This window comes from Deltaproteobacteria bacterium (assembly GCA_016709225.1).
Classification (GTDB): domain Bacteria; phylum Myxococcota_A; class Polyangia; order Nannocystales; family Nannocystaceae; genus Xiheibacterium; species Xiheibacterium phototrophicum.
In genome coordinates this window covers 1,933,288-1,955,372 of sequence record JADJEE010000012.1, presented here as the reverse complement: position 1 = coordinate 1,955,372, position 22,085 = coordinate 1,933,288, and the positions used below count along the sequence as shown (strand labels likewise).

Annotated in this window: 20 protein-coding genes; 6 read left to right on the top strand and 14 right to left on the bottom strand. The window is 70.0% G+C overall.

Annotation, left to right across the window (positions count from 1 at the left end; all coding sequences use genetic code 11):
- The first annotated feature begins 142 nt into the window (after positions 1-142).
- Positions 143-1,900: a DUF1592 domain-containing protein gene (locus IPH07_33125; protein MBK6922281.1), complete on the top strand. Its 1,758-nt coding sequence runs from the start codon at positions 143-145 to the stop codon at positions 1,898-1,900.
- Positions 1,897-3,327, top strand: coding sequence for a DUF1552 domain-containing protein (locus IPH07_33120; protein MBK6922280.1), 1,431 nt, complete (start codon positions 1,897-1,899; stop codon positions 3,325-3,327). Before IPH07_33125 ends, IPH07_33120 begins: the two co-directional genes overlap by 4 nt.
- 64 nt (positions 3,328-3,391) lie before the next feature.
- On the opposite strand, the gene IPH07_33115 is transcribed toward IPH07_33120, so the two are convergent.
- Entirely contained in the window at positions 3,392-4,483 is a 1,092-nt protein-coding gene (locus tag IPH07_33115) for a hypothetical protein (GenBank protein ID MBK6922279.1), read from the bottom strand.
- A 170-nt stretch (positions 4,484-4,653) separates the two neighbouring features.
- Between IPH07_33115 and IPH07_33110 the strand changes: the two genes are divergently transcribed.
- Together IPH07_33110 and IPH07_33105 are read left to right on the top strand one after the other, a co-directional pair.
- A complete protein-coding gene (locus IPH07_33110; GenBank protein ID MBK6922278.1) occupies positions 4,654-5,280 on the top strand; it encodes a PH domain-containing protein in 627 nt (208 codons plus the stop codon).
- A 55-nt stretch (positions 5,281-5,335) separates the two neighbouring features.
- The gene (locus IPH07_33105; protein MBK6922277.1) at positions 5,336-5,653 is read left to right on the top strand and encodes a hypothetical protein; all 318 of its coding nucleotides are present in this window, start codon (positions 5,336-5,338) and stop codon (positions 5,651-5,653) included.
- Positions 5,654-5,656: 3 nt separating this feature from the next.
- On the opposite strand, the gene IPH07_33100 is transcribed toward IPH07_33105, so the two are convergent.
- The 10 genes from IPH07_33100 to IPH07_33055 all read right to left on the bottom strand — a co-directional run bounded on the left by IPH07_33100 (position 5,657) and on the right by IPH07_33055 (position 16,809).
- Positions 5,657-6,511, bottom strand: a complete 855-nt coding sequence (locus IPH07_33100; protein MBK6922276.1) for a tetratricopeptide repeat protein — start codon at positions 6,509-6,511, stop codon at positions 5,657-5,659.
- A complete protein-coding gene (locus tag IPH07_33095; protein ID MBK6922275.1) occupies positions 6,501-7,124 on the bottom strand; it encodes a sigma-70 family RNA polymerase sigma factor in 624 nt (207 codons plus the stop codon). The genes IPH07_33100 and IPH07_33095 overlap by 11 nt, the downstream gene beginning before the upstream one ends.
- 7 nt (positions 7,125-7,131) lie before the next feature.
- Positions 7,132-7,830, bottom strand: coding sequence for a hypothetical protein (locus tag IPH07_33090; GenBank protein ID MBK6922274.1), 699 nt, complete (start codon positions 7,828-7,830; stop codon positions 7,132-7,134).
- Between the two features lie 50 nt (positions 7,831-7,880).
- Positions 7,881-9,032: a hypothetical protein gene (locus IPH07_33085; protein MBK6922273.1), complete on the bottom strand. Its 1,152-nt coding sequence runs from the start codon at positions 9,030-9,032 to the stop codon at positions 7,881-7,883.
- 125 nt (positions 9,033-9,157) lie between these two features.
- Entirely contained in the window at positions 9,158-9,979 is an 822-nt protein-coding gene (locus tag IPH07_33080) for a protein-glutamate O-methyltransferase CheR (GenBank protein ID MBK6922272.1), read from the bottom strand.
- Positions 9,980-9,997: 18 nt separating this feature from the next.
- Complete coding sequence (locus IPH07_33075) at positions 9,998-10,375, bottom strand: response regulator (GenBank protein MBK6922271.1); 378 nt, start codon at positions 10,373-10,375, stop codon at positions 9,998-10,000.
- Positions 10,376-10,408: 33 nt separating this feature from the next.
- Positions 10,409-11,503, bottom strand: coding sequence for a chemotaxis response regulator protein-glutamate methylesterase (locus IPH07_33070; GenBank protein MBK6922270.1), 1,095 nt, complete (start codon positions 11,501-11,503; stop codon positions 10,409-10,411).
- Between the two features lie 78 nt (positions 11,504-11,581).
- Positions 11,582-13,774, bottom strand: a complete 2,193-nt coding sequence (locus tag IPH07_33065) for a PAS domain S-box protein (GenBank protein MBK6922269.1) — start codon at positions 13,772-13,774, stop codon at positions 11,582-11,584.
- Between the two features lie 86 nt (positions 13,775-13,860).
- Positions 13,861-14,316, bottom strand: coding sequence for a chemotaxis protein CheW (locus tag IPH07_33060; GenBank protein MBK6922268.1), 456 nt, complete (start codon positions 14,314-14,316; stop codon positions 13,861-13,863).
- 6 nt (positions 14,317-14,322) lie between these two features.
- Positions 14,323-16,809, bottom strand: a complete 2,487-nt coding sequence (locus IPH07_33055; protein ID MBK6922267.1) for a chemotaxis protein CheW — start codon at positions 16,807-16,809, stop codon at positions 14,323-14,325.
- A gap of 243 nt (positions 16,810-17,052) precedes the next feature.
- On the opposite strand from IPH07_33055, the gene IPH07_33050 reads away from it, so the two are divergent.
- A complete protein-coding gene (locus IPH07_33050) occupies positions 17,053-17,463 on the top strand; it encodes a hypothetical protein (protein ID MBK6922266.1) in 411 nt (136 codons plus the stop codon).
- On the opposite strand, the gene IPH07_33045 is transcribed toward IPH07_33050, so the two are convergent.
- From IPH07_33045 to IPH07_33035, 3 genes are all read right to left on the bottom strand, one after another.
- Entirely contained in the window at positions 17,444-18,565 is a 1,122-nt protein-coding gene (locus IPH07_33045) for a hypothetical protein (protein MBK6922265.1), read from the bottom strand. The two genes, IPH07_33050 and IPH07_33045, sit on opposite strands and share 20 nt — an antisense overlap.
- The gene (locus IPH07_33040; GenBank protein ID MBK6922264.1) at positions 18,562-19,956 is read right to left on the bottom strand and encodes a hypothetical protein; all 1,395 of its coding nucleotides are present in this window, start codon (positions 19,954-19,956) and stop codon (positions 18,562-18,564) included. The genes IPH07_33045 and IPH07_33040 overlap by 4 nt, the downstream gene beginning before the upstream one ends.
- Before the next feature lie 180 nt (positions 19,957-20,136).
- On the bottom strand, positions 20,137-20,604 hold the full coding sequence (locus IPH07_33035; protein ID MBK6922263.1) for a cupin domain-containing protein: 468 nt from the start codon (positions 20,602-20,604) through the stop codon (positions 20,137-20,139).
- A gap of 213 nt (positions 20,605-20,817) precedes the next feature.
- Here IPH07_33035 and IPH07_33030 point away from each other — a divergent pair, with 213 nt between their 5' ends.
- Positions 20,818-22,083 (top strand): hypothetical protein, encoded by a 1,266-nt coding sequence (locus IPH07_33030; GenBank protein MBK6922262.1) that lies wholly within the window; start codon positions 20,818-20,820, stop codon positions 22,081-22,083.
- Positions 22,084-22,085: the final 2 nt, after the last annotated feature.

Genomic DNA, 22,085 nt, shown 5'->3' with positions numbered 1-22,085 from the left:
CGCCCGGCAATTTGCCCCCGCGGCGCGCAGTTTTCAAGAGCGCGGGACAAACCGCCCGCGAGTCGGACTCCCTCGAACAGGCCGCGGGATCACCCGCATGGGTCGGGGCGAGGGACGTATGGATCGACGAGCAACGGGGGGCGTGGACTCGCGTGTTGCGGGCATGACGGCGGTCGCGCTCGCGCTCGCGGCGATCACGGGTTGCTACGTCGGCTTGCCCGACGGTGCCGCCGCCAGCGGCGGCGCGGGGGCCGACGGCGACGGTGGTGGGCTCGAGTCCGGCGGCGAGTCCGGCGAACCCGTCGATCCGCGCATGTACTACACGTGCGACGACGAGCAGCGGCAGCAGCGGGGCCTGTCGTTCGCGCAGATGCGGCGGTTGTCGAGCACCGAGCTGCGCAACACGCTCACGCGCCTGCTCGGTGCGGAGCTCGTCGCCGATCCAGAGATCGACGGACGTCTGGCGGCGCTGCCGGTCGACGCGACGGTGCTCGCGGGGGACTTCGCGATCGATCCGCCGGTCGGTCTCGCGCTCGCGCTGTCGGGCGTGGCCAAGCGCGCGGCCGAGGTCGGGCTGGCCGATCCGCAGTGGGTGCAGCAACAGCTGCCCGTCTGCGTCGGTGCCGGACAGCTCGACGAGGCCTGCGCAGCCGCGGTCGCGACCGAGCTCGGCGCAAAGATCTGGCGCCGTGATCTCCGCGACGACGAGATCGCCGACTACGTGGCGTGGTTCGTCGAGTCCGGTGGCGGCGCGGAGGGGATGGAGTACCTGCTGCGTCGGCTGCTGCAGGCGCCCTCGCTGGTGTTCCACCTCGAGTACGGCACCGAGGAGACCGACGGCGATCGCGTACACCTCACGCAATTCGAGGTCGCTTCGCGGGTGTCCTACTTCGCGATCGACGACATGCCCGACGAGGAGTTGTTCGCGGCCGCCCGTGCGGGTGAGCTCGACAGCGTCGACGCCATCGAGCAGCACGTTCGACGGCTGATGGGGCAGCAGCTCGCGGGTCCGAAGGTCCACGACTTCTTCCGCTACTACGCCAAGCTGACCTCCGTGGCCGACCCGCTGCCCGAGGTCGCGGCCTTGGGTGGCATCGCCGACGTCGAGGGTCTGGGCGCGCAGATGCAGGCCGAGGCCTACGAGTTCTTCGAGCACGTGGTGTGGCGCGAGGACGACTTCGCGACGCTGATGGGCTCGACCGCAGCGTTCCCGCGCAGCGAGACGCTGGCGCAGGTGTTCGGCACCGAGGTCGCCAGCGGCGACACTCCGGTCGACGCCGCCCAACACCGCGGACTGCTTCACCGCCCTGCGATGCTGGCCTCTGCCGGTGCGCGGACCAGCCCAATCCTGCGAGGGGCCCACATCCGCAAGCTGCTGTTGTGCGACGAGCTGGGCCTGCCCGATCCAGCGGCCGTCATGGCCCGCCAGGACGAGCTCGGCGATCTCGATCAGCTCAGCAACCGCGACAAGGTCACGCTGTTGACCGATGCCGGCGCGTGCGCCGGTTGTCACGGCGTGATCAACGGTCTCGGCTTCGCGTTCGAGGGCTACGACCAGGTCGGCATGCCCCGCACCACCGAGCAGCTGCTCGATCCCGACGGCAACGTGCAGAACAGCTGGCCGATCGATACCCACGTCGAGGAGCCCAGGATCGAAGAAGGTGGCCCGGAGGCCATCGACGGATCCGGTGCGTTCGTCGACGCGATGGTCGAGAGCTACAAGGCGCGGGCATGCTTCTCGCGGCGCGTGCTCGAGTACTACCGCATGCGCCGTGTCGACGCGAAGGTCGATGGCTGCGCACTGCTCACGATGGAGCAGCGCAGCCACGACGACAGCCTGCTCGAGGTCTTCGTCGCCGCGATCGCCAATGACGACATCTTCTGGAAGCACGTGCCATGAAGCTCTCCCGATCCAGCCGTCGCATGTTCCTCCGCGGTGCCGGACTCACGCTCGCGGTGCCCTGGCTCTCGTCGCTGCTGCCCCGCGGCGCACAGGCCGGGGTCGCGGCGGCGCCGGTGCGCTACATCCAGCTGCTCAACCCCTACGGCCCCAGCATCCCGCTGTTCTTCGGCGATCGCACCACCAACGTGCGCCCCGAACCCAACGTCAACCTGCAGGCGCTCGACGAGATCGGCGGCGACATCTCGCCGATCCTCGGCGCGGCGTTCGACCCCTTCCGCGCCAAGATGTCGGTGCTGCGCGGGCTCGACGTGCTGATCGAGAACCCCAACCACCACTACGTGTTCGCGACCTGCGCCTCGGGCTACGCCTCGGGCGTCGACAACGACGAGGCCGCGCCACTGTCGGGCCAGGAGTCGGTCGACATGGTCATCGCGCGCTCGAGCAAGGTCTACGGCGACGACGTGCCCGAGGTGCGCCGGGTCGTGAACATGAACCCGGTGTCGGGCGACGACTACAGCAACAACCGCTCGTTCTCGTGGCGCGGCGACGGCGACCCCCAGATGGTCCGTCCGGTCAAGCAGACCCAGGGCATCCTCGATCCGTTCGCGGCCGGCTTCGCCGCCGCGCAGGGTGACGGGCTCGACCCGCGCGAGCAGAAGCTGGTCGACGGTGTCTACGAGGACTACCGCCGCGTGCGCGATGGCGGCCGCATCTCCGCCGACGACAAGCAGCGCTTGAACGCGTACATGGATCTCGTCCGTGACGTGATCGATGGCTCGATCAGCGCCATCTGCGAGGCGCCGACCCTCGACGACGAGAGCGACGTCGAGCGCACGATCGACAACCAGTTCCGCATCCTCGCCGCCGCCATGGCCTGCGATCTGACCCGGGTCGCGAGCATCACGATGGGGATGTCGCAGGGCTACGGCACGCGCCACACCGAGCACCACGAGCTCTACGGCGCGACCGACTCCGGCATCATCGACGACTTCAAGCACATCGGCGCCCGCGTGGCGCGGCTGCTCGGCGTGCTCGATGCCATCACCGAGGGCGAGGGCACGGTGCTCGACAACGCCATCGTCTACTGGTGCATGCAGTACGGCTGCGTGCACATCGACGGTCAGCACAACAACGACAACATGCCGGTGCTGGTCGCGGGTGGCGGTGGCGGCCGCCTGCAGCAGGGCAACTACATCGACTACCGCCTCGAGGGTGACGGCCGCGGTCTGCCGCTGTCGAACCTGCTGGTGACGTTCATGAACTGCATGGGACTTTCGTCGGGCGACTACGAGTCGAGCCCCGGCGGCGGCTACGGCTACTACAACGGCGACTTCGACCAGCGGCCGAGTCCGGAGTTCTGGAGCTCGACCCAGGGCCGTCGCTCGCCGCTGCCGGTGCTGTACCAGGGCCCCGCGATGGGCTGAAGTCGTGCGGCCGCGTGGCGGGGCCGCGACGGCCATCGCCACGTCGGCAGCGCGTTTCGCTTCGCTACGGCAGCAACGCCGCGCCCATGCCGTGGGCGAAGCTCCAGCCCTCGAGCGCATCGAGCGACGTCTCCCAGATGAAGACCCCGCGCAGGTCCGGGTGGTCCTGCTCGAGCTCGAGGAAGATGTCGCGGTAGACCTCGACCGTGTTGTGCCCGTAGCCGTAGTCGGAGTACGTGATGCAGCCGATCATGATCTTCGACGCCGGGATGCCGAGGTCGATGGCTTGGTTCACGCGATAGACGATGTTGTCGTGCAGGAACTGCGGGTCGTTGAACTCGGGCGCGTCGTAGAACTGGAACCCGAACAGGTCGAGCGTGTCGCCCATCGCGAGGGCGGCATCGCGGTACTCGTCCTCGTAGGGGCGCGGTGCGGCCGAGATGATGAACTGCGGGCCGTAGTGTGCGTCGAGTTGCTGCGCGACCGCGGCCATCGCGTCGACGCTCCAGCCGTCCGGCCCCGACTCGAGGTCGAAGTCGATGCCGTCGAAGCCGTAGTCGTCGATGATGGGGATGAGCGACGCGACCATCTGGTCGGCATGCGAGGCCTCGAGCAAGGTGATCGCGCCCTCGCCACCGCCACCGATGCTGAGCAGCCAGCGCGAGCCCGCGGCGCGGCTGGCCGCGATGTCGAGCCGTAGCTCGTCGGGCGGCGAGTACACCGGGTCGAACGACACGTGGCCAGTGCCCGACTCGGTGCCCAGCGCAAACGCGGCGTACTGGAGGTTGTACTCGGGGGCGTTCGCCGTGATCTCGGCGACCCGCGGGCCTTGCCACATCTGCCAGTAGCCGGCCACGAGCTTCGCCGGCAACGCGCCATCGTCGGGCGCGCCGCCCGTGGAGTCGCCGTGACCGTCGTCGTCGGTGCTGTCGCTGGCGTCATCCGCCGCCGTGTCGATGCTCGTGGCGCCGGTCGCCGTCGCGCTGGCAGCCGTGGCCGATGCACCCGTGGCGCTGCCCGTCGACGCGGTGGTCGAGCCGTCAGCCGCGGTCTCGGTCTCGGTGGCAGTGAACGCGCTCGCGTCGTCGCTCGCAGCGTCGACGGTGCATGCGGCCGCGAGGCCGAGATGGATGACGAAACCGGGTGTTGCACGCATGGGCGGGTCCTCGCGCCCGGAGCGGGCGCACGCGGAAGAAGTCCCGCTGCACGCGGTATTGTCCCGCGGACCGTCGCTCGCTGGCCCCTCGCACGCGGCAACGGGCTGCGCCAGCGTCGGGTCGCTGACGCTGCTATCCTCTGACGCGCCGCGAAGACGCCAAGCTCACGATGTCAGCCAATCAAGGTCCGCCCCCGCCGTCGTCCCTCCAGCCGCAGCAGCCGTCCACACCTGCGCGTGCACAGGCCCCGGCCGGCTCGGTCGCACAGCCCGGCAACGAAGAAATCATCTACTACGGCCCGGCCAAGCAGGGCGCGTACGTGTTCGACTACGTGAAGTGGATCTTCGCATCGGTGGCCGCGGGTGTGCTCGGCTGGGGGCTCGGGCACATCGCCCTGTTCCAGAGTTGGCCGCTGTGGGTGCTGTCGCTCATCGGCTTGCCAGGCCTGTTGTGGACCTTCCTGCGTCACACCACGACGCGCTACAAGATCACGCTGCGTCGCATCGAGTTCGAGCGCGGCGTGCTGAGCAAGACCGTCGACAGCCTCGAGCTGTGGCGCGTGCTCGACGTCAAGTACAGCCAGAGCCTGTGGGATCGCGTCGTCGGGGTCGCACGCGTGACGGTGTCGAGCACCGATCAGTCGACGCCGGAGCTCGTGCTGTACGGCCTGCCGAACCCCCGCGAGCTGTTCGAGCGCCTGCGTGACGCGGTGCAGCTGGCCCGACACAGCAACCGGCCGATGGAGCTGGTCGGCGACGGCCACGGGCTCGAGCACGGTCACTTCGAGCAGCAGTAGCTCGCGCTCAAGCGCGGTCGGCCAGGGGCCGATGCTTGCGGGCATGCTCCGCACGATGCTCGTAACGTCGCTCCTGCTGCTCGCCACCCTGGGTTCCGCATGCGGACGCACGGACGTCGCCGTGGCACCGGGCGCGGCCGTGCTCGAGCGTGAGCTCGAGCTCGACGACGACATGGCGCTGGTCGAGGTCCACGCGGGGGACGATGCCGCGCTACGCACTGCCTTCCTCGGGGTGCCGCAGCGCACCAGCCTCGACGCGCTGGTCGACACGCTCGCGATGGGCGACGACGTCGAGCTCGTGCTCGACACCACGCAGACGCCGGTGCTGGTGCTCGAGGTCGATGGCGCCCCGCGGGCGTACATCTGGCGCTGACGATCACCGCCCGCTGCGGCTGCGGGCGCGCTCGGCGTGCAGCGAGTCGGGGAAGCGTCGCAGCAGCTCGACCCACGCGGCGGCCTCGTCGCCGTGGCGGCCGAGCGCGGCCAGGGCCTCGGCGCGTCCGACCAGTGCAGGCTCGGCGAGCTGCCCACGGGGATGATCGCGCAGACAGCCGTCGAAGGTCTCGAGCGCGGCGTCGGCATCGCTCGCGAGCAGTGCACGCCCGAGCGCGACACAGGCGACCGCGTGCTCGCGCGAGCCGGGGAAGCGCCGCTCGATCGCGCGATAGATCGCGATCGCCTCGTCGCTGCGACCGTCGCGACGGGCCAGCGCAGCACGTTCGAGCAGGGTCGCGGCGTCGTCGAGGGCGGTGTCGTCGCGCTTTGCGATCTCGGCCGACGGCGGGGTCGCGGCCGCGGGTCGGATGGGCCGGGGCGTCGCGCCGGTCGAGCCCGGGTCGGGCGGTGGTGGCACGGCGGGCGCATGGATCGTGTCGAGCGTCGCCGGCGGCTGCGTCGCGTGGTCCTGCCTCGGGTCGACACCTGCGTCGCTGTCGCCCGCGCTCGCCCGCGGCGTCGCGCCGACGGTGACCCCGTCGGGCTCGCCGCTCGCGATCACCCACGCGGTAGCGCTGGTGATCGCCGCCGTGCCGACCGCGATCATCACCACCTTGCTGGCCGTGATCGATCGCAGCGCCAACCACAGCATCCCGAGGCCCCCGCCGGTCGCGAGCGCGCCACCGACCACGCGTGCGAGCCGGTGCTCGTCGCCGTGCTGCGCGCGGGTGTCGACGACGATGTCGTCGTGTAGCTGCGACTCGAGCGAGCGACGGCGCGTGGGTTCATCCGACATCGGTCACCTCGAAGAGTTCCTGCAGCGTGGCATCGTCGTGGATCCGTCGCAGCAGCGCCGTCCGTGCCAGGCGGATGCGGCTGCGCAACGTGTTGAGGTTGGCGCCGCTCGCAGCGGCGATCTCGGGCAGCGAGTCGCCCAGCAGGCAACGCATGGCGAACGCTTCGGCCTGCTCGATCGGCAGCTCGCGTAGCAGCGATCGCATCACTGCGAGCCGCCGATGTCGCTGGAGTTCGCGCTCGGGATCGTCGGCCACCGGCGTGGTGTCGGCCAGCAGCGCGCGCTCGTCGTCCTTGCGGCGCCGTCGCAACCACTTGCGACGGGATCGCAGGGCCGTGCGCACCGCGACCCCGCAGGCGAACGACGCGATCGCACAGTCGCCGCGGAACGACGGCAGCGCGCGCACCAGCGCAACGAGGCTCTCCTGGGCGAGATCCTCGGCATCGCCGGCCTCGCGGCCGACCACGCCTCGCACCGCCGCGAGCACGCGGGGCGCGACGCCCTGCAGCAGGGCCTCGAGTGCACCACGCTCGCCCGCACGCGCACGCTCGACCAGCGCGTCGGGCTCGCGCACCGACAGCTCGGGATCGATCGTGCTCGCGCGGGCCGTCACGTCGTGCTCACTCGAGAACGACGTCGACGCTCGCGTCGCTGGCGTCGAAGTTCCACGCCCGTGGCTCGAGGTCGAAGCCTGGATCTTCCTGATCGAACACGCAGGAGTCCTCACCGTCCGCGCACTCGCAGGTGCCGTCGCACAGGTCTTCGGTCGCGGGCTTGAACCACACCGTCATCTGCAGCGGTCCGCTCGCCGCCACGCCGTGGAAGCACTCGCCGGTGTTGAGCGGACCGCAGGCATCGGGTACCGCTCGCGATTCCCACAGTCGTCCATCCCAGGGCTCGAACTCGTGACTGCCACCGGGCAAGATCAAGATGTCGTTCGGGTTGATGCAGCCTGCCTGGCACTCCCACGGCTGCCCCAGCTGGTCGCAGAAGTTGCCGCAGGACTCGACGTGCAGCGCGAGCTCATCCTCGCTCGATTCGATCTGATAGTAGTCGTTGGCGGGGCAGAACGGCACCACCGCGATGACCACCGGCGTGGCCAGTGCGTTGGTCAAGCGCACCGTGGTCATGCTGCTGGTGGGCTCGTCGTCGACGGGCGTGCAGCTGCCGGCGCCGGTCTCGCTCGCGCTCGCGCTCGCGGAGTCGTCGGTATCGATGTCGCCGGAGGAGCTCTCGCCCTCACCGAGCGGGATCTTGCCGTCGCAGGCGAGCGCGAGCGACAGGGGGAACAGGGCCAGTCCAAGGGATCGAAGCGTCATGCTTGCAGTGTCCTCTCGCAGAAGGGGTGGCCACGGGCACCGCGGATCGATCACTTCGCCCGCACCAGCGGATCCCACGCCAACGACAGCGTCACGCCGGGGCGTGCGCGCCAAGGGTCGAACACGGTGCGATCGGGCGCCTCCAGCACGAAGCGTGTGTCGACGAGGTCGACCTCGAGCGCGGCATCGAGCGCCAGCTGCAGCCCGGGCGTCAGCGACACACCGACGCCGAACGAGGCGCGGACCACGGGCAGCGCGTGCACCGCGGCCACGCGCGTGCGCACCCCGGGCGTCGTGGCGGAGACGCTGGCCCGCACGAGATCGACGCCTGCGCCCACCCGCGCCCGCAACCCGACGCGTGGCGTGATTCCAGGGTGCAGGCCGGCCCACACGCGCACAGACCCGCTCGAGAGCCGCAGGCCCACGTCGTCGTGGGCCACGCGTGCGGGCAGGCGATACTGCCCCGAGAGCCCCGCACCGGCGCGCCAACGATCCCGCGAGAGCACGCCGAGCGCGAGCCTCGGGCCATGCTGCAGCGGCTGCTCGCGCGACCACGCCAGCAACGACCAACCGAGCTCGATCGGGAGTGAGATGCGTGCGTCGCCGCGTCGATCGGACGCGGTCGGTGGCGGGCCCGGCTGGGCGCGCATCGGTGGTGCCGGCGCGGTGCTCGAGGTCGGGCTGTCGGCGGGCGGCGGCGGGATCGCGGCGTCGAGCTGCGCCTGTGCCACCGCGCGCTCGATGCCGATCACCGCGCCGTCGCGCAGCGCCTCGATCGCGCTCGCGACCAACGTCGCGATGGTCTCGCGCACGGCGGCATCGACCCCGATGGGTGCCGCGATGTGCCGCACCAGCACGCGCTCGTGGCGGCCGTCGACCAGTGCGACGGTGACCACGCCGCCGCGATCGGCCGGGGCCAGCTCGATCCACACCCGCGCGAGCGTGTCGGCCTCGACGGGCGCAGGCGCGATGGCGCTGGCGAGGTCGACCGGCCCGGCTGCGATCGACGACGCCACGTCCCGGGGCAGCGCGCCCTCGAGCTGGATCTGCAGTGCCGCGCGCTGGGCCTCGTCGCCGTGGATCGTCACGGCGACGCTCGAAGCACCGGCGGGCTCCGCCGCGGCGGGGAGCGAGGGCGTCGCGGCCTCGGCGGGGGTCGCGTGCACGAGCACCGCCGCCGCCACCCACGATCCACCGCGCACGCGCCGACCCACCACCACCCCGCGGAGAGCTTAGCAAAGCCGCGGGGCAAAGCCGCGGGCGATGGTGCAGCGACCGGCCGCCGCGCAGCGGTGAACCGGGGCAAGCGCGGCCGACGGTCGAGGTACTAGGCCGCGCGCTTGTACAGCGTGCTGCGCCCGGCGGTGGTGCGCGTCAGGTCGCTGTCGATGTTCAACAGCGTCTCGGCACCACCGACGAACAGGAATCCGTCCATCGCCATGTTCCTGCGGATCCGACCGATGATCCCACGCCGGGTCTCGACGTCGAAGTAGATGAGGACGTTGCGGATGAACACGATGTCCATCGGCGGGATGCCCGTCCAGGGCGAGGCCAGGTTGAGCAGGCGTGTATCGATCATCCGGCGCAGCTCGGCCTTCACTTGCCACTCGGTGCCGGCGCGTTCGAAGTACTTCACCAGCATCGTCGCGGGCAGACCTCGGTTGACCTCGAGCTGGGAGTACTTGCCCTCGGCGGTGCGTGCGAGCACGGTCGCATTGATGTCGGTGCAGAGGATCTTCGATTTTGCCGCGACGTCGGGGAAGGCGTCGCGCAGCACCATCGCGATCGTGTACGGCTCTTGGCCGGTCGACGATGCCGCGCACCAGATGTTGAGGCCGTTGCTGCCACGCTTGCGGACGATCTCCGGCAAGATGTCGTTGCGCAGGGTCTCGAACGGGTGGAGATCCCGGAAGAACGAGGTCTCGTTGGTCGTCATCGCCTCGATGACGGCCTGGTGGATCGCGGCCAGCGGCCGCTGACGGAGCTTCCGCACCAGCTCGGGCAGCGAGGCGATGCTGAACTGCTTCATCACCGGATGCAGCCGAGTCGTGACGAGGTATTCCTTGCTTTCGTCGATGATGAGCGCCGACTCATCACGCAGGAACGTGCAGAGCCATTGATAGTCGAGCGGTTCGAGTACTGTGGTCATCGGAAACCTCCTCCGGGGTCAAGCAGCCGCGGCGAGGCCGAGCAGTCCAAGCTTCTCGATCAGCGAGTCCTGGGTGAACGGCTTCATCATGTACTCGTTGGCGCCGGCCGACAGCGCCTGCTGTACGCGCTCGATCTCCGTCTCGGTGGTCACCATCATGATGCGCATGTCGTCGAACTTCGCGTCGCTGCGGATCGCACAGACCAACGTGAAGCCATCCATGACGGGCATGTTCCAGTCCACCAGTGCGATGTCCGGTGGGAACTCGAGGCCCTCGAGCACGTCGACGGCTTCCTGGCCGTTGCCAGCCTCACTGACGGTCCACCCCAACCCCCGCAGCATGCGAGCGATCACGGAGCGAATGGCACGAGAATCATCGACGACGAGGGCATGCATGGGCTGGTTCCTTGTGGGTGGTGACGTCGTGCGTCACAGGGCGGCGGTCCATCTCGAGGGCAGGCCCTGCGCGGGCTTGCAGCGGAATCCGAACAGGGTGCCGAGCTGCTCGAGTTCGGCGCTCTCGTGGCTGGCCCCGATCGCAACGACGGCATTGGGCATGCTCGGCACGACGCAGCTGGCGGCGTCTTGGGTGATCACCCAGCCGCCGGCGTCAGCGACGTGCCGCGAGCCGACGGCGCCGTCTTGCCCCATGCCCGTCATCACCGCAGCGATGACGTCGGGACCGAAGAGCGCCGCGACCGAGCGAAACATGACATCCACCGCGGGGCGGCAGGAGTTCTCCGGCGGATCCTGGTTGAGCACGACGCGCACCCGCACGCCGTCGCGACGCAACGCCATGTGGTAGTCGCCGGGGGCGATGTACGCGTGGTTCGGGAGCAGCTCATCGCCGGTCTCGGCTTCCTTCACCGGGATCGCCGAGGTCGCAGTCAGGCGTTCGGCGAGCATGCGGGTGAAGAGCGGCGGCATGTGCTGGGTGATGACGATCGGCACGCCGATGTCACCGGGGAGGTCGGCGAACACGCGGGCGAGCGCGTTGGGGCCACCGGTGGAGCAGCCAATCGCGAGCACGGCGGGCCGCTTCGAAGGCGTGCGGCGAGCGTTGGAGATCGGGCGCTGGGGGGCGACCGGCATCGCCACGACGCCGTCCGAGCGACGCAGACCCGCGAGGCCCTTGAGCTTCGCGACGAACTCGCGCTTGAAGCCCTCGAGGCCCTCGGCGTTGCCGAGGCCGGAGGGCTTCGCGACGTAGTCGGTGGCGCCGGCGGCCAGGGCTCGCAGCGTCGCGTCGGCGCCGCGGGCCGTCAGGGAGCTGCACATCATCACCGGGAGGCGGGGCCAGTCGACGCGGATGCGTCCGACGGCTTCGATGCCGTCCATCCCGGGCATCTCGACGTCCATGACCACCAGATCGACGGCGAGCTGCGGAAGCTTCTGGAGCGCGAGCTGACCGTTCGATGCGGTGCCCGCCAGCTCGAGGTCGGGGTCGGAGCTCACCAGGTCGGAGAGCATTCGGCGAACGACCACCGAGTCGTCGACGATCAGGATGCGAGAGGGGCCGGGCATGATCGGGTTGCTCTGGGAGGGATGCGTGGAGGAAAGAGAAGACGGCGGGGACCGGTGAGGTCCCCGCCGTCGATTCGGCTAGTAGGTGAACTGACCCACCAGTCGCTGCAGCTCGGACGCCATGCGGCTCAGCTCCGAGGCAGCGCGGGTGGTGTCCATCGCACCACCGGTCGTGCTCTGTGCGGCCATCGCGACGCTCGAGATGTTCTGCGCGACCTCGCTGCTGCCGCGGGCGGCGTCGGCGAGGTTGCGACCGATCTCGTTGGTGGTCGCGGTCTGCTCTTCGACCGCGCCGGCGATGGCGGTCTGCAGCTCGTTGATCTGGGCGATGATCTCGCTGATCTGACCGATGGCACCGACCGCCGAGCGGGTGTCGGACTGGATGGTCTCGATCTTCTGGCTGATGTCCTCGGTGGCCTTCGCGGTCTCCTTGGCCAGCTCCTTCACCTCGTTCGCGACCACCGCGAAGCCCTTGCCGGCTTCACCCGCCCGTGCGGCCTCGATGGTCGCGTTCAGGGCGAGCAGGTTGGTCTGCTGCGCGATCGAGGTGATGACCTTGATGACCTTGCCGATGTCCGCGCTGCTCTCGCCGAGCTTGCCGACGATGGTGTTGGTGGTCTCGGCCACCTTCACCGCAGAGGTCGCGACGCGGGCCGCGTCGGAGGCGTTCTTGGCGATCTCGCGGATGCTCGCCGACATCTCCTCGGTGCCGCTGGCCACCGTCTGGACGTTGCGGTTGATCTGCTCGGTCGCGGCGGCGGCCACTCCCGCCTGCGCCGAGGTCTCCTCGGCGGTCGTGGTCATCTGCTTGCTGACCGCCGACAGCTCCTCGGCCGCTGCGCCGAGCGCCGACGAGTTGCTCGCAATGCTCGTCACGCTGGTGCGCATGGTGTCGAGCAGGCGACCGAGACCCGCGGCGACGCGACCGATCGCGTCGTCACCGGAGACGGTGATCTGCCGCGTGAGGTCGCCCTTGGCGGCACCATCGACGGCGTCGAGCAGCGACTCGACCTTGGTGCGCAACGCATCGGCATCGGCGCGCTCCTGCTCGACGCGCGCCGCGGCAGCGCGCTCCTCGGCGACCTTCTCGGTCACGATGTCCCACGTGAGCATGGGGCCGAGGTACTCGCCACCTGGCGAGTGGATGGCCGCGACCATGAGGTCGAGGTGCTCGTCGCCGATCTGGATGCGAGCGGAGTGCGGCAGGTTCTTCGGGTCGGCGAGCATCTTGCGCTGATGGCTCGGGTTCTTGTGGAAGATGTCGATCGAGGAACCGACGATCTGCTCGGGTGCGATCGGCAGGTGTTTCGCGAGCCGCTTGAGGGCGCCGCGCGAGGCCGGGTTGGCGTACTGCACCGTCAGGTCGCGGTCGCAGAACATCAGGTTGAGCGGAGCGTTCTCGACCACCTGCTTGAGGCGCATCGCCTCCATCGCGGCGAGCTTCTGCGCCGTGATGTCGGTCGCGAACTTCACGACCTTCAGCACCTGCCCGTCGTCCGAGAGGATCGGGTTGTACGAGGCCTGGATCCACACGTCCTTGCCGTCCTTCGAGACCCGCAGGAACTCACCGGCCTGCGGCACACCGCTGCGCAGGTCGACCCAGAACTTGCGGTACGCATCGCTCGCCGCCGCGTGGGCCGACACGAACGTGCGATGGTGACGGCCGACGATCTCGTCGAGCGCGTAGCCGAGCGTCTTGCAGAAGTTCTCGTTGGCGTGGATGATGTTGCCCTCGATGTCGAACTCGATCACCGCCATCACGCGATTGATGGCTGCGATCTGCCCGCCCCAGTCGGTGGCCTTCATCTTCTGGGCGGTGATGTCGGTGGCGTACTTCACGACCTTCCACGGGCGGCCCTGCTCGTCGAGAATCGGGTTGTACGAGGCCTGAATCCAGATCTCGCGGCCACCCTTGCCGAAGCGCTTGAACTCCTGCGCGACGAACTCGCCCCGGCCGAGCTGGGCCCAGAAGTCCTTGTACGCCTTGGTCCGCGCGTACTCGGGGTCGACGAACATGCGGTGGTGCTTGCCGACGATCTCGTCGGCGCTGTAGCCCAGGGCGTCGCAGAAGTTGTCGTTGGCGGCGAGGATGGTGCCGTCGAGCTCGAACTCGATCACGGCCTGGGACCGCGAGATGGCGCGGACTTGGCCCTCGAAGTCCTCGAGCTTGCGTTGCAGCTCCGCGTCGGACTCGACCTCGCGCGGGGCAGTGTTGGCCGCGGAGGCGGCGGTGGTGGCATCGGTTCGCTTGCGTTCGGCGGCGGCAGACATGGTGTTGTTTCTCGTCTCGTCTCGTTTTGAGGATTGAAGGGTGATGCGGGGGCGTGGCGGCGCGGGCGGCCCTCGCGGGGACGGCTTCAGGCGGCTTCGCCCTTGGCGGAGAGTTGGCTATTGGTCATCACTCGATCGACATCGAGCAGCAGCAGCAGGCGGTGCTCGATCTTGTAGACCCCACTGACGAGCTCCTTGAGCAGGGCGTCGGTGGTCTCGGGGACGCGTTCGAAGGTCGACTCGTCGGTCTGCACCACGTCACCGATCTCGTCGACCAGCAGGCTGACCACGCCGTCGGCGGTGCGGAGCACGACGTTCATCGGCAGCTCGCCCTCGCGGGGCTGCAGCTGCAGACGCGCGCGCATGTCGATGGCGGTGACGATCTGTCCGCGCAGGTTGATGAGCCCGCGGATGATCCGCGGAGCCAGCGGGACCGAGGTCATCTCCTGGTAGCGGATGACCTCCTGCACGTGCGTCACTTCGACGCCGAAGATGAGGTCGCCCAGGGAGAAGGTGCACAGTTGTCGCGTGGTGGGAGGCATCGGTGTCTACGCGGCGTCTTGGGTGAAGAAGCTGGGGTCGGTGCGGCGGATGATGCCGTGCACGTCGAGGATGTCCGTGACCTTGCCCTGCACGACCGCAGAGCCGAGCACGCCCTCACGGTTGCTGCGCTGCTTCGTGGTCAGCGTCTCCTCGACGGTGTCGAGGATCTGATCGACCACGAAGCCGAAGCTGCGACCGTGTTCGGAGTAGACGATGACCTGCAGCGGGCTGTCGCCGCCGCTGCCACCGGCAACGCCGAGGGCGCGACGTACGTCGAGCAGCGGCAGAATCGCGCCGCGGTACTGCACGACCTCGCGACCGGCCGCGTGCTCGACGGCGGCGCGCGGGATCTCCTCGAGTCGCGCGACCATCGAGAGCGGCAGCGCCATGCGTCCTTCGTGGCCGAGGCGGAACAGCAGCAGCGCTTCGCGGTGCTCGGAGCTGCCCTGCGACGTCGTCGACTTCTCGACGATCGAGCGCTCGCGGCCGGCGGAGACCACATTGGACCGCTGCGCGATGCCGAGCACGTCGAGGATGAGTGCGACCCGGCCGTCGCCCATGATGGTCGCGCCGGCGAACGCGCTGATGCCCTTGAGCTCCTTGCCGAGCGGCTTGACCACGATCTCCTCTGTATCGTTGATGCCGTCGACCACCAGGCCGAACTGACGATCATCGGCCTGCAGCACGACGATGTTCACCACGTCGTGGCCCCGCGGTACCGGCTTCAGCTCGAGCGCACGGTCGAGGAAGACCAGGGGCAGCAAGTTGCCGCGCAGGCGGTACACGGTCGAGCCGTGCAGCGACTCCAGCGAGCGCGCGGCGGTCTCGCCCTCGAGTCGCACGAGCTCGAGCAGGCTCACCTGCGGGATCGCGAAGCGGTTGCCGCCGCTGGAGACGATGAGCGCCGGGATGATCGCCAGCGTCAGCGGGATCTTCAGCTTGAGGGTGGTGCCTTGGCCGAGCTGTGTGTGGATGTCGACCGTGCCACCGATCTTCTCGATGTTGGTCTTCACGACGTCCATGCCGACGCCACGACCGCTCACGTTGGTGACCTTCTCGGCGGTCGAGAAGCCGGGCTGGAAGATGAGGTGCACCGCCTCACGGTCGCTCATGCGGCTGGCGCGGTCGGCACTGATCACGCCACGCTCGACCGCACGCGCGCGGACCTTGGCTGCGTCGATTCCGGCGCCGTCGTCGGAGATCTCGATGTTGACCTGGCCGCCCTCGTGGAACGCCCGGAGCGTCAGGCGTCCGTTCTCGGACTTGCCCGCCGCGAGTCTCGCCTCGGGCCGCTCGAGCCCGTGATCGACCGCGTTGCGGACGGCGTGCGTGAGCGGGTCCTTGATGGCCTCGATGATCGTGCGGTCGAGCTCGGTCTCGGTGCCATCGAGGCTCAGATCGACCTTCTTCGAGCACGCATGGGACAGATCCCGGACGACGCGCGGGAACTTGTTCCACACGTTGCCGATGGGCTGCATGCGCGTCTTCATCACGCCCTCTTGCAGCTCGGTCGTCAGCAAGTTGAGCCGCTGCGACGCGTTGGCGAAGCCCGCGTCCTTGACGGTCGCGCCGTACTGCAAGATCTGGTTGCGCGCGAGCACGAGCTCGCCGACCAGGTTCATGACGCGGTCGAGTAGCCCGACGTCGACGCGAATCGCCGAATCCGACACCGAGACGGCCGGGCCCTTGGTCGGGCTGGCATCGCTCGGCTCCGGCGTGGGGGCGGTGGCCGCGGACGCAGTCGCTGTGGCAGGGGTCGTCATCGTCGCAGGCTCCTGGCTCGTCCGGGTCGTGCTTGCCGGTGCGAGGGGTTCCGGGGTTGGTGCTGGTGCGGCCGCGACCGGCGACTGTGCCGGCGCGAGCGTTGGCTGGGGTTCGTGACTCGCCGCGGATTCGTCGGCGGTGTCGTCGAGCGCGGGGGCGTCGGCGTCGTCGTGCGGCTCCGCCGAGAGCCCTGCGGGCGCGAGCGTGGTCGGAGCCGACGCGGTCGCAGGGGCCACGTCGTGCTCCGGCGCGGTCGTGGCCACGCTGGCCGTGGGCTGGGCCGCAGCGCTGAGCTCGGGCGCTGGCGACACGCGGGGCGTCGCCGGTGCAGCCATGCCGCGCTGTCCGGCCGTGAGGGCGGCGAGGTGCTCGACCAGCGACTTGTAGGCTTCGGTGCCCTCGTGGCCGGTGGTCTCGAGGCGCTCGAGCATCGCTCGAATCGCATCGACCATGGCCAGCAGCGCCGACGTCATCTCGCCGTCGAGGAGGAAGTCGCCGTTGCGCAGCCGGCTGAGCAGGCTCTCGCCGGCGTGGGCGACCGCCTCGAGGTGGTGGAGCGCGAGGAAGCCCGCGGTGCCCTTGATGGTGTGGATGCAGCGGAAGATGGCGCCCAGTCGGTTGCGATCCGACGGATCGCGCTCGAGCTCCACGAAGTCGCGATCGAGCTGGTTGAGGCCCTCCCAGCTCTCGAGCAGAAACTCTCGGATCAGTTCGTCGTCAGCGGACATCGAGACGCGTCACTTCGTAGGGTCGGAGGGCGCCCGCGCCACGACGGCTGCGGATGCGGCGGGTCGGCCCGCTGCCCGCCACGTTCGACCAATCGGTCTCCGGCTTGACCCTACGATCCGGGCCTGATCGGGACGCGTCGATCCGAGACGAGGGGCGGCCGCGATCTCACGCGCGTATCCCACGTGGAGCGTACTCGAGGAAGGTTCAGTCGCGCTCGGTCTCGGACGATGGCCGCAGCTGCGATGTCCACCGCCGCCGCCGTGACCCATCAAGTTCCGTTCGACTTCGCGCAGTTCCTCGTCGATCGCGAGGCGATCACCGCCGAGCAGGCGGAGGCCGCTCGGCGCAGCGCGGCCGATGAGCGACTCCCGATCGGGCAGGTCCTCATGCAAGCAGGCGTGCTGTCGGTGAAGCAGATCATGTTCGTGCTGGCGCGGCAGGCCGACGATCCAACCACCAAGTTCGGTCAGATCGCGGTGGAGCACGGCTTCATCTCCATGCGGCAGCTGGAGGACGCGCTGCAGGAGCAGCGCGTCGCAAGGCGTCACATCATCGAGGTGATCAGCCGCATGAACCTGCTGCGACCGCCGGTGCTGATCGAGATGACCGTGGCCTACGTGGCGCTGCTCGAGCTCACCCTGGCGAACGGCTGAGTCGGGCGGCTGCGGTGTCGCCCGTCGACGCGCCAGGCGCGGCCAGCGTGCCTTCGGCGATTCGCACCGAGCTCTCGATGCTCGAGCGCTCCGGCGCGACCTCGTCGCGCGAGGCGACCCGCTCGTAGTCGAGCCACCACCGCCACTCGAGCGTCGCACCGCCCGGCAGCGGCAGCCGCAGCTCGGTCGCGCCCGTCACCCGATCGTCGGGGACCGGCCAGGCGTACGCAGGATCGCGGGTGCCATCGGCGCGACGGTATGGCGCGAAGTGTCGCGCGAGGTACCGCGTGTCCTCGACGAGTACGTGCTCGCCCTCGCGAGCCTGCACGTGCAGTGCGAGGCGGCGGAACAGATCGCCGGTCGGGAACGCGTGGCCGATGCCCTGCGGCGCGATCGAAACGACGATCGTGTCGTGGTCACGTGCGGCGGACACCGTCAGCGCATCGCGCAGCGCGGCAGGTTCGCGACTGCTCGCGAGCCCGTGATCGCCGGCCGGCAGATGACAATCGGCGCAGCTGCGCTCGGCGTGGAGCGAGCTCCGGTGCTCGCGCATCGTCGTCTGCATCATCGTGCCGCGGGGTCGCCGGCTGTACGACGGGAAGTCGAACTCGTGGCAGCCCGCGCAGCTACGGGTGCCGAAGTCGTCGACGCGCACGAGCGCGTGGGGTGCCGCGCGCCGCGAGCTGCCCGGTCCGGTGATGATCGTGTCGCCGTCGGCGTGGCAATCGAGGCAGCCGACGCCGCGATCGAGGGCGGCCCGCCACCGCGGGTCGGCGCCCGCGGCTGGCTCGGCGACGCCGACGCTGTCGGGCGCGTGGCAGTCGCGGCAGAACGGCTCGGGTTCGTCGTGCCACGCGCGTTGGAAGGCCGCGTTGGTGTACGCCGTGTGATGTCGCGAGCGAGCCCACGACGTCGCCGCCGCCTCGTGACAGCTGGCGCAACGCGACTCGGCGGGTCGTCCCTGGCCGTGCTCGATCACCTCGGTGGCAGCGCTGGTGGTGGTCGCCGCGTCGCTGGCCGTGGCCGCGTCGCTGGCCGTGGTCGCGTCGCAGGCACCCGCCACGAGCAGCAGCAGCAGCGGCACCCACCCACTCGATCTCATGGCGCTGCGGGGGTCGGTGTCGGGGCGGGTTGCTGGGCGCGAGCCGGGGTTGCGAACACCACTGCGGTGCCGCCGACCTGGGCCGAGAGCCACACCTCGTTGCCGTCGCCGCTGACGGCGATGCTCGGCGCCGAGGCACCGTCGGGGAGCTCGATGGTGCGCCAGCTGCCGGCCGGATCGCGGTGCAGCACGGTGTCGCCGACCTGCGTCCACAGGCCGCCGTCATCGAGTGGCCACAGCCCCTTCGGTGCCGCGTCGAGCGACTCGAGCTTCCAGCCGCTGGCCTCGTAGTGGAGCACGTGCGAGCGCGCCGGAGTACCCGCCAGGGTCGCGACCACGGACACGCTGTGCTTCTGCCGCGCGATCGGACGCTCGAAGCTCCACCAGCGACCGTCGGGCAGGCGGCGCACGTTGGCGGCGACGCAGGCCGCGTCCGCGCAGTCACGTTGCAGGTAGACGGCGTCGTTCAGCACGCGCGCGGTGTAGATCTCGCCGCCGCGGGTCTCGAAGAATCCGGTCAGCTCGCCGCCGACGCTCGCGCCCATCTCTGGATCCTCGGGCGAGTCGGCCACGCGGGTCAGTGCGTTCGGATTGCAGTCGGCCGGTGGCGTGCCCTGATCGTTGTAGCCGGCGTCGCAGCCGTGCTTCACGAGCATGCCGATCTTCGCACCCATCGCGAAGTCCTCCCCGCGATCGTCGAAGCGCTGCTCGTAGTGGTACTCCTGCGGCACCCAGCGCTTCTTGCCGCGCAGGCGCACGAGGCGAATCTGTCGATCCTCGTCGCCGCTGCGATCATCCTTGTGCTCGCGCGTGCGTCGTTCGATGACCCACGCGTTGTCGGGCCAGATGCCGAGCACCGGCCCCTTGGGCGCCTCGATCTCCTTGCGCAGCACGAGCGCGCCGTTGCTGTCGACGTCGAAGAAGCCGAGGCTGGAGCGCGCGAGCACGCCGCGTGTCACCGGCTCGAGCTCGACACTCGCCTCGGGTCGCGCGACCTCGCGCCAGCTGACCGTGGTCGGCGTCGATGTGATGGTCTCGGTGGCGAGCATCGGCGCCTGGGCGAAGTCTGGCGTCGCGGAGGGATCGCCGACCGGCGGCGCGACGTCGGTGCCCGTCACCGGCAGCACCGGCGTGGACGGCACGGGCGTGGGCGGCACGGGCGTGGGCGCAGCGGGCGTGGGCGGCACGGGCGTGGGCGCAGCGGGTGTGGGCTCGGCGGCCTTGCCGTCGACCGGTGCCGCGGGTGCCACGGCCTTGGTGGGCTCGGCGGCCTTCGTCGGTGTGGTCGCAGGTGCTGGCGTCGCGGCTTGCTCCGAGCTCGTGCACGCGAGCGCCCAAGCCAGCAACAACCACGACCGCGCCGTGCGGCGGGCGAGCGACGAGGATTCCATGGCGACGATCATACGCAAATCCTTGGAGCGGGCCGCGGCCCCGACAGGGACAGACGGGGATCGAGTCGTTTCGATCATGTTCACCCGACCAACGCCCGGCGGCCGCATGGACATCCCGAGGTCCCCGCTCGCGGCCGTGGGCGGCGCCCGACGGCCTTCGCTCCCCTTGGCGCGGGGCTTTCAGAGCCCGCTGCCGTCCTTGCGGACGAAGACCGGCTGCACCCCGGAGTAGCGGCCGGGCACGAAGCGCATGTCGATGTCGGGGTACTCGCCGTGATCGGCGTCGTTGCGCGAGCCGATCGCGAGCAGCTGCACGTCGCTGTCCGAGCGATTCACGAAGTGGTGGCCGTCGCGCTCGCCGGCGGGGAACGTCGCGCACATGCCCGCGCGCAACAGCGCTTCGCCGCGGTCGGTGATCAACACGACCTCACCCTCGAGCACCCAGACGAACTCGTCCTCCAGCGCGTGCCAGTGTCGCTGGCTGCTCCACGCCGCTGGTGGTAGGCGCACCAGGTTGACGCCGAACTGGGTGAGGCCGCCGGCAACGCCGAGGCGCTGGCTCGTGCGCGTGCGGCAGGGCTCGTCGAACGGCGGTGGATACGACGAACCGGTGAACATCGGTAGCGTGTCGAGGTCGAGCACGGGCATTTCGCCGGCTACCGTAGCAGCACCGCACATGAGCCCGTCGCGGCCGAAATGCCCGCACAGCCGTGCAGCACTGCAGCGTCGGCAAGGGGGTGCGTGCGACCGGCGATCGCGCGGGCCCTCGGATTCGCCCGCGATGCGGGAGCCGCCGGCGAAACCCGCTACCATGGCCGTTCGGATGGGGCACGAGCGACCGCCCCCGATCAGGCCGCTGTCTTGAGCACGAGCATCATATTCGTCGCGATCCTGGTGTTCGGATTCCTGGTCGCGCGCGGCATCGGCCGCATCGCGCCCGGGCGGGCAGGGGTCTCCGGGCTGGGATTCCTGTTGCTCGGCGTGGTCCTCGGGCCGGTCACGCCGCCGCGCGTGTTGACCGTCGAGGTGCTCGACGCGCTCGACCTGTTCGTGTCGATCCTGCTGGGGTTCACCGGCTTCCTCGCCGGCCTTCGCCTGCGCAGCGCGCTGCGGGAATTCGAGCACACCATGGCCGGCGCGTTGTCGGCCCTGCTGGTGATCCTCGCGGTCGCGTGCGGCTGCGCGGCCGCGGTGCAGGCCAGCCATCCCGAGTTCTTCCGCACCACCGAGCCCGTGTTCGCGATGCCGATCGCCTCCGACGGCCACTGGCTGCTGTCGTTGTGGCTGGCGCCCGAGGCGTTGTGGGTCACGCTCGGGATCGCCGCGGCCGCCGGCGTGTCCGCGACGAGCGTCATCACGCGGGTCGCGAACGCCCACGGCGTGCACGGGCCGCGCGTGGGGCTGCTGCACGCGATGGCGACGGTTGGCACCGCCTTCTCGGTCGTGGTGCTCGGCGTCGCGATGGCTGGCAGCCGCGCGAGCGCGGCGGGGGCCGAGTTCGGTCTCACACTGACCGAGTGGGGCATCATCGTGGTCGGCTTCGGCGCGGTCGCGGGGGTGCTGTTCACGGTCTACCTCGGCCGTGAGCGCGACGCGATGCGCTTGACGGTGGCATCGGTCGGCGCGGTCACCTTCGCCGCCGGGGCCGGCGTGGCGCTGCGGGTGTCGCCGCTATTCGTGAGCCTGGCCGCCGGGGCCATGGTCGCGAGCACCTCGACGCACTCCGATCGTCTGCAGGTCGCGTTGCAGCCGCTCGAGCACCCCGCATCGGTGCTGATCCTCTTGTTCGCCGGCGCGCACTGGCGGCCGGTGTCGGGCTGGCTGTGGCTGCTGCCGGTCGCGTACGCAGTCACGCGGTGGTTCGCGGTGCGCGTGGCCACGCGGCTCGCGGTTGCGACCTTCCTCGACGACCGCGCGCTCGTGCGCGGGCTCGGCCGTGGGCTCGTGGGGCAGGGCGCGTTGGCGGCCGCGATCGGGCTGGGCTTCGCGCAGCGCTTCGGCGAGTACGCCGGGGTCGTGCTCACGACCGTGCTCGGCGGCATGTTGCTCACCGACGTGCTCGCAGCGCGCTCGGTGAGACGTCTGTTCGCGGACGCCGGCGACATCCACGTACGGGAGGCGAGCTAGCC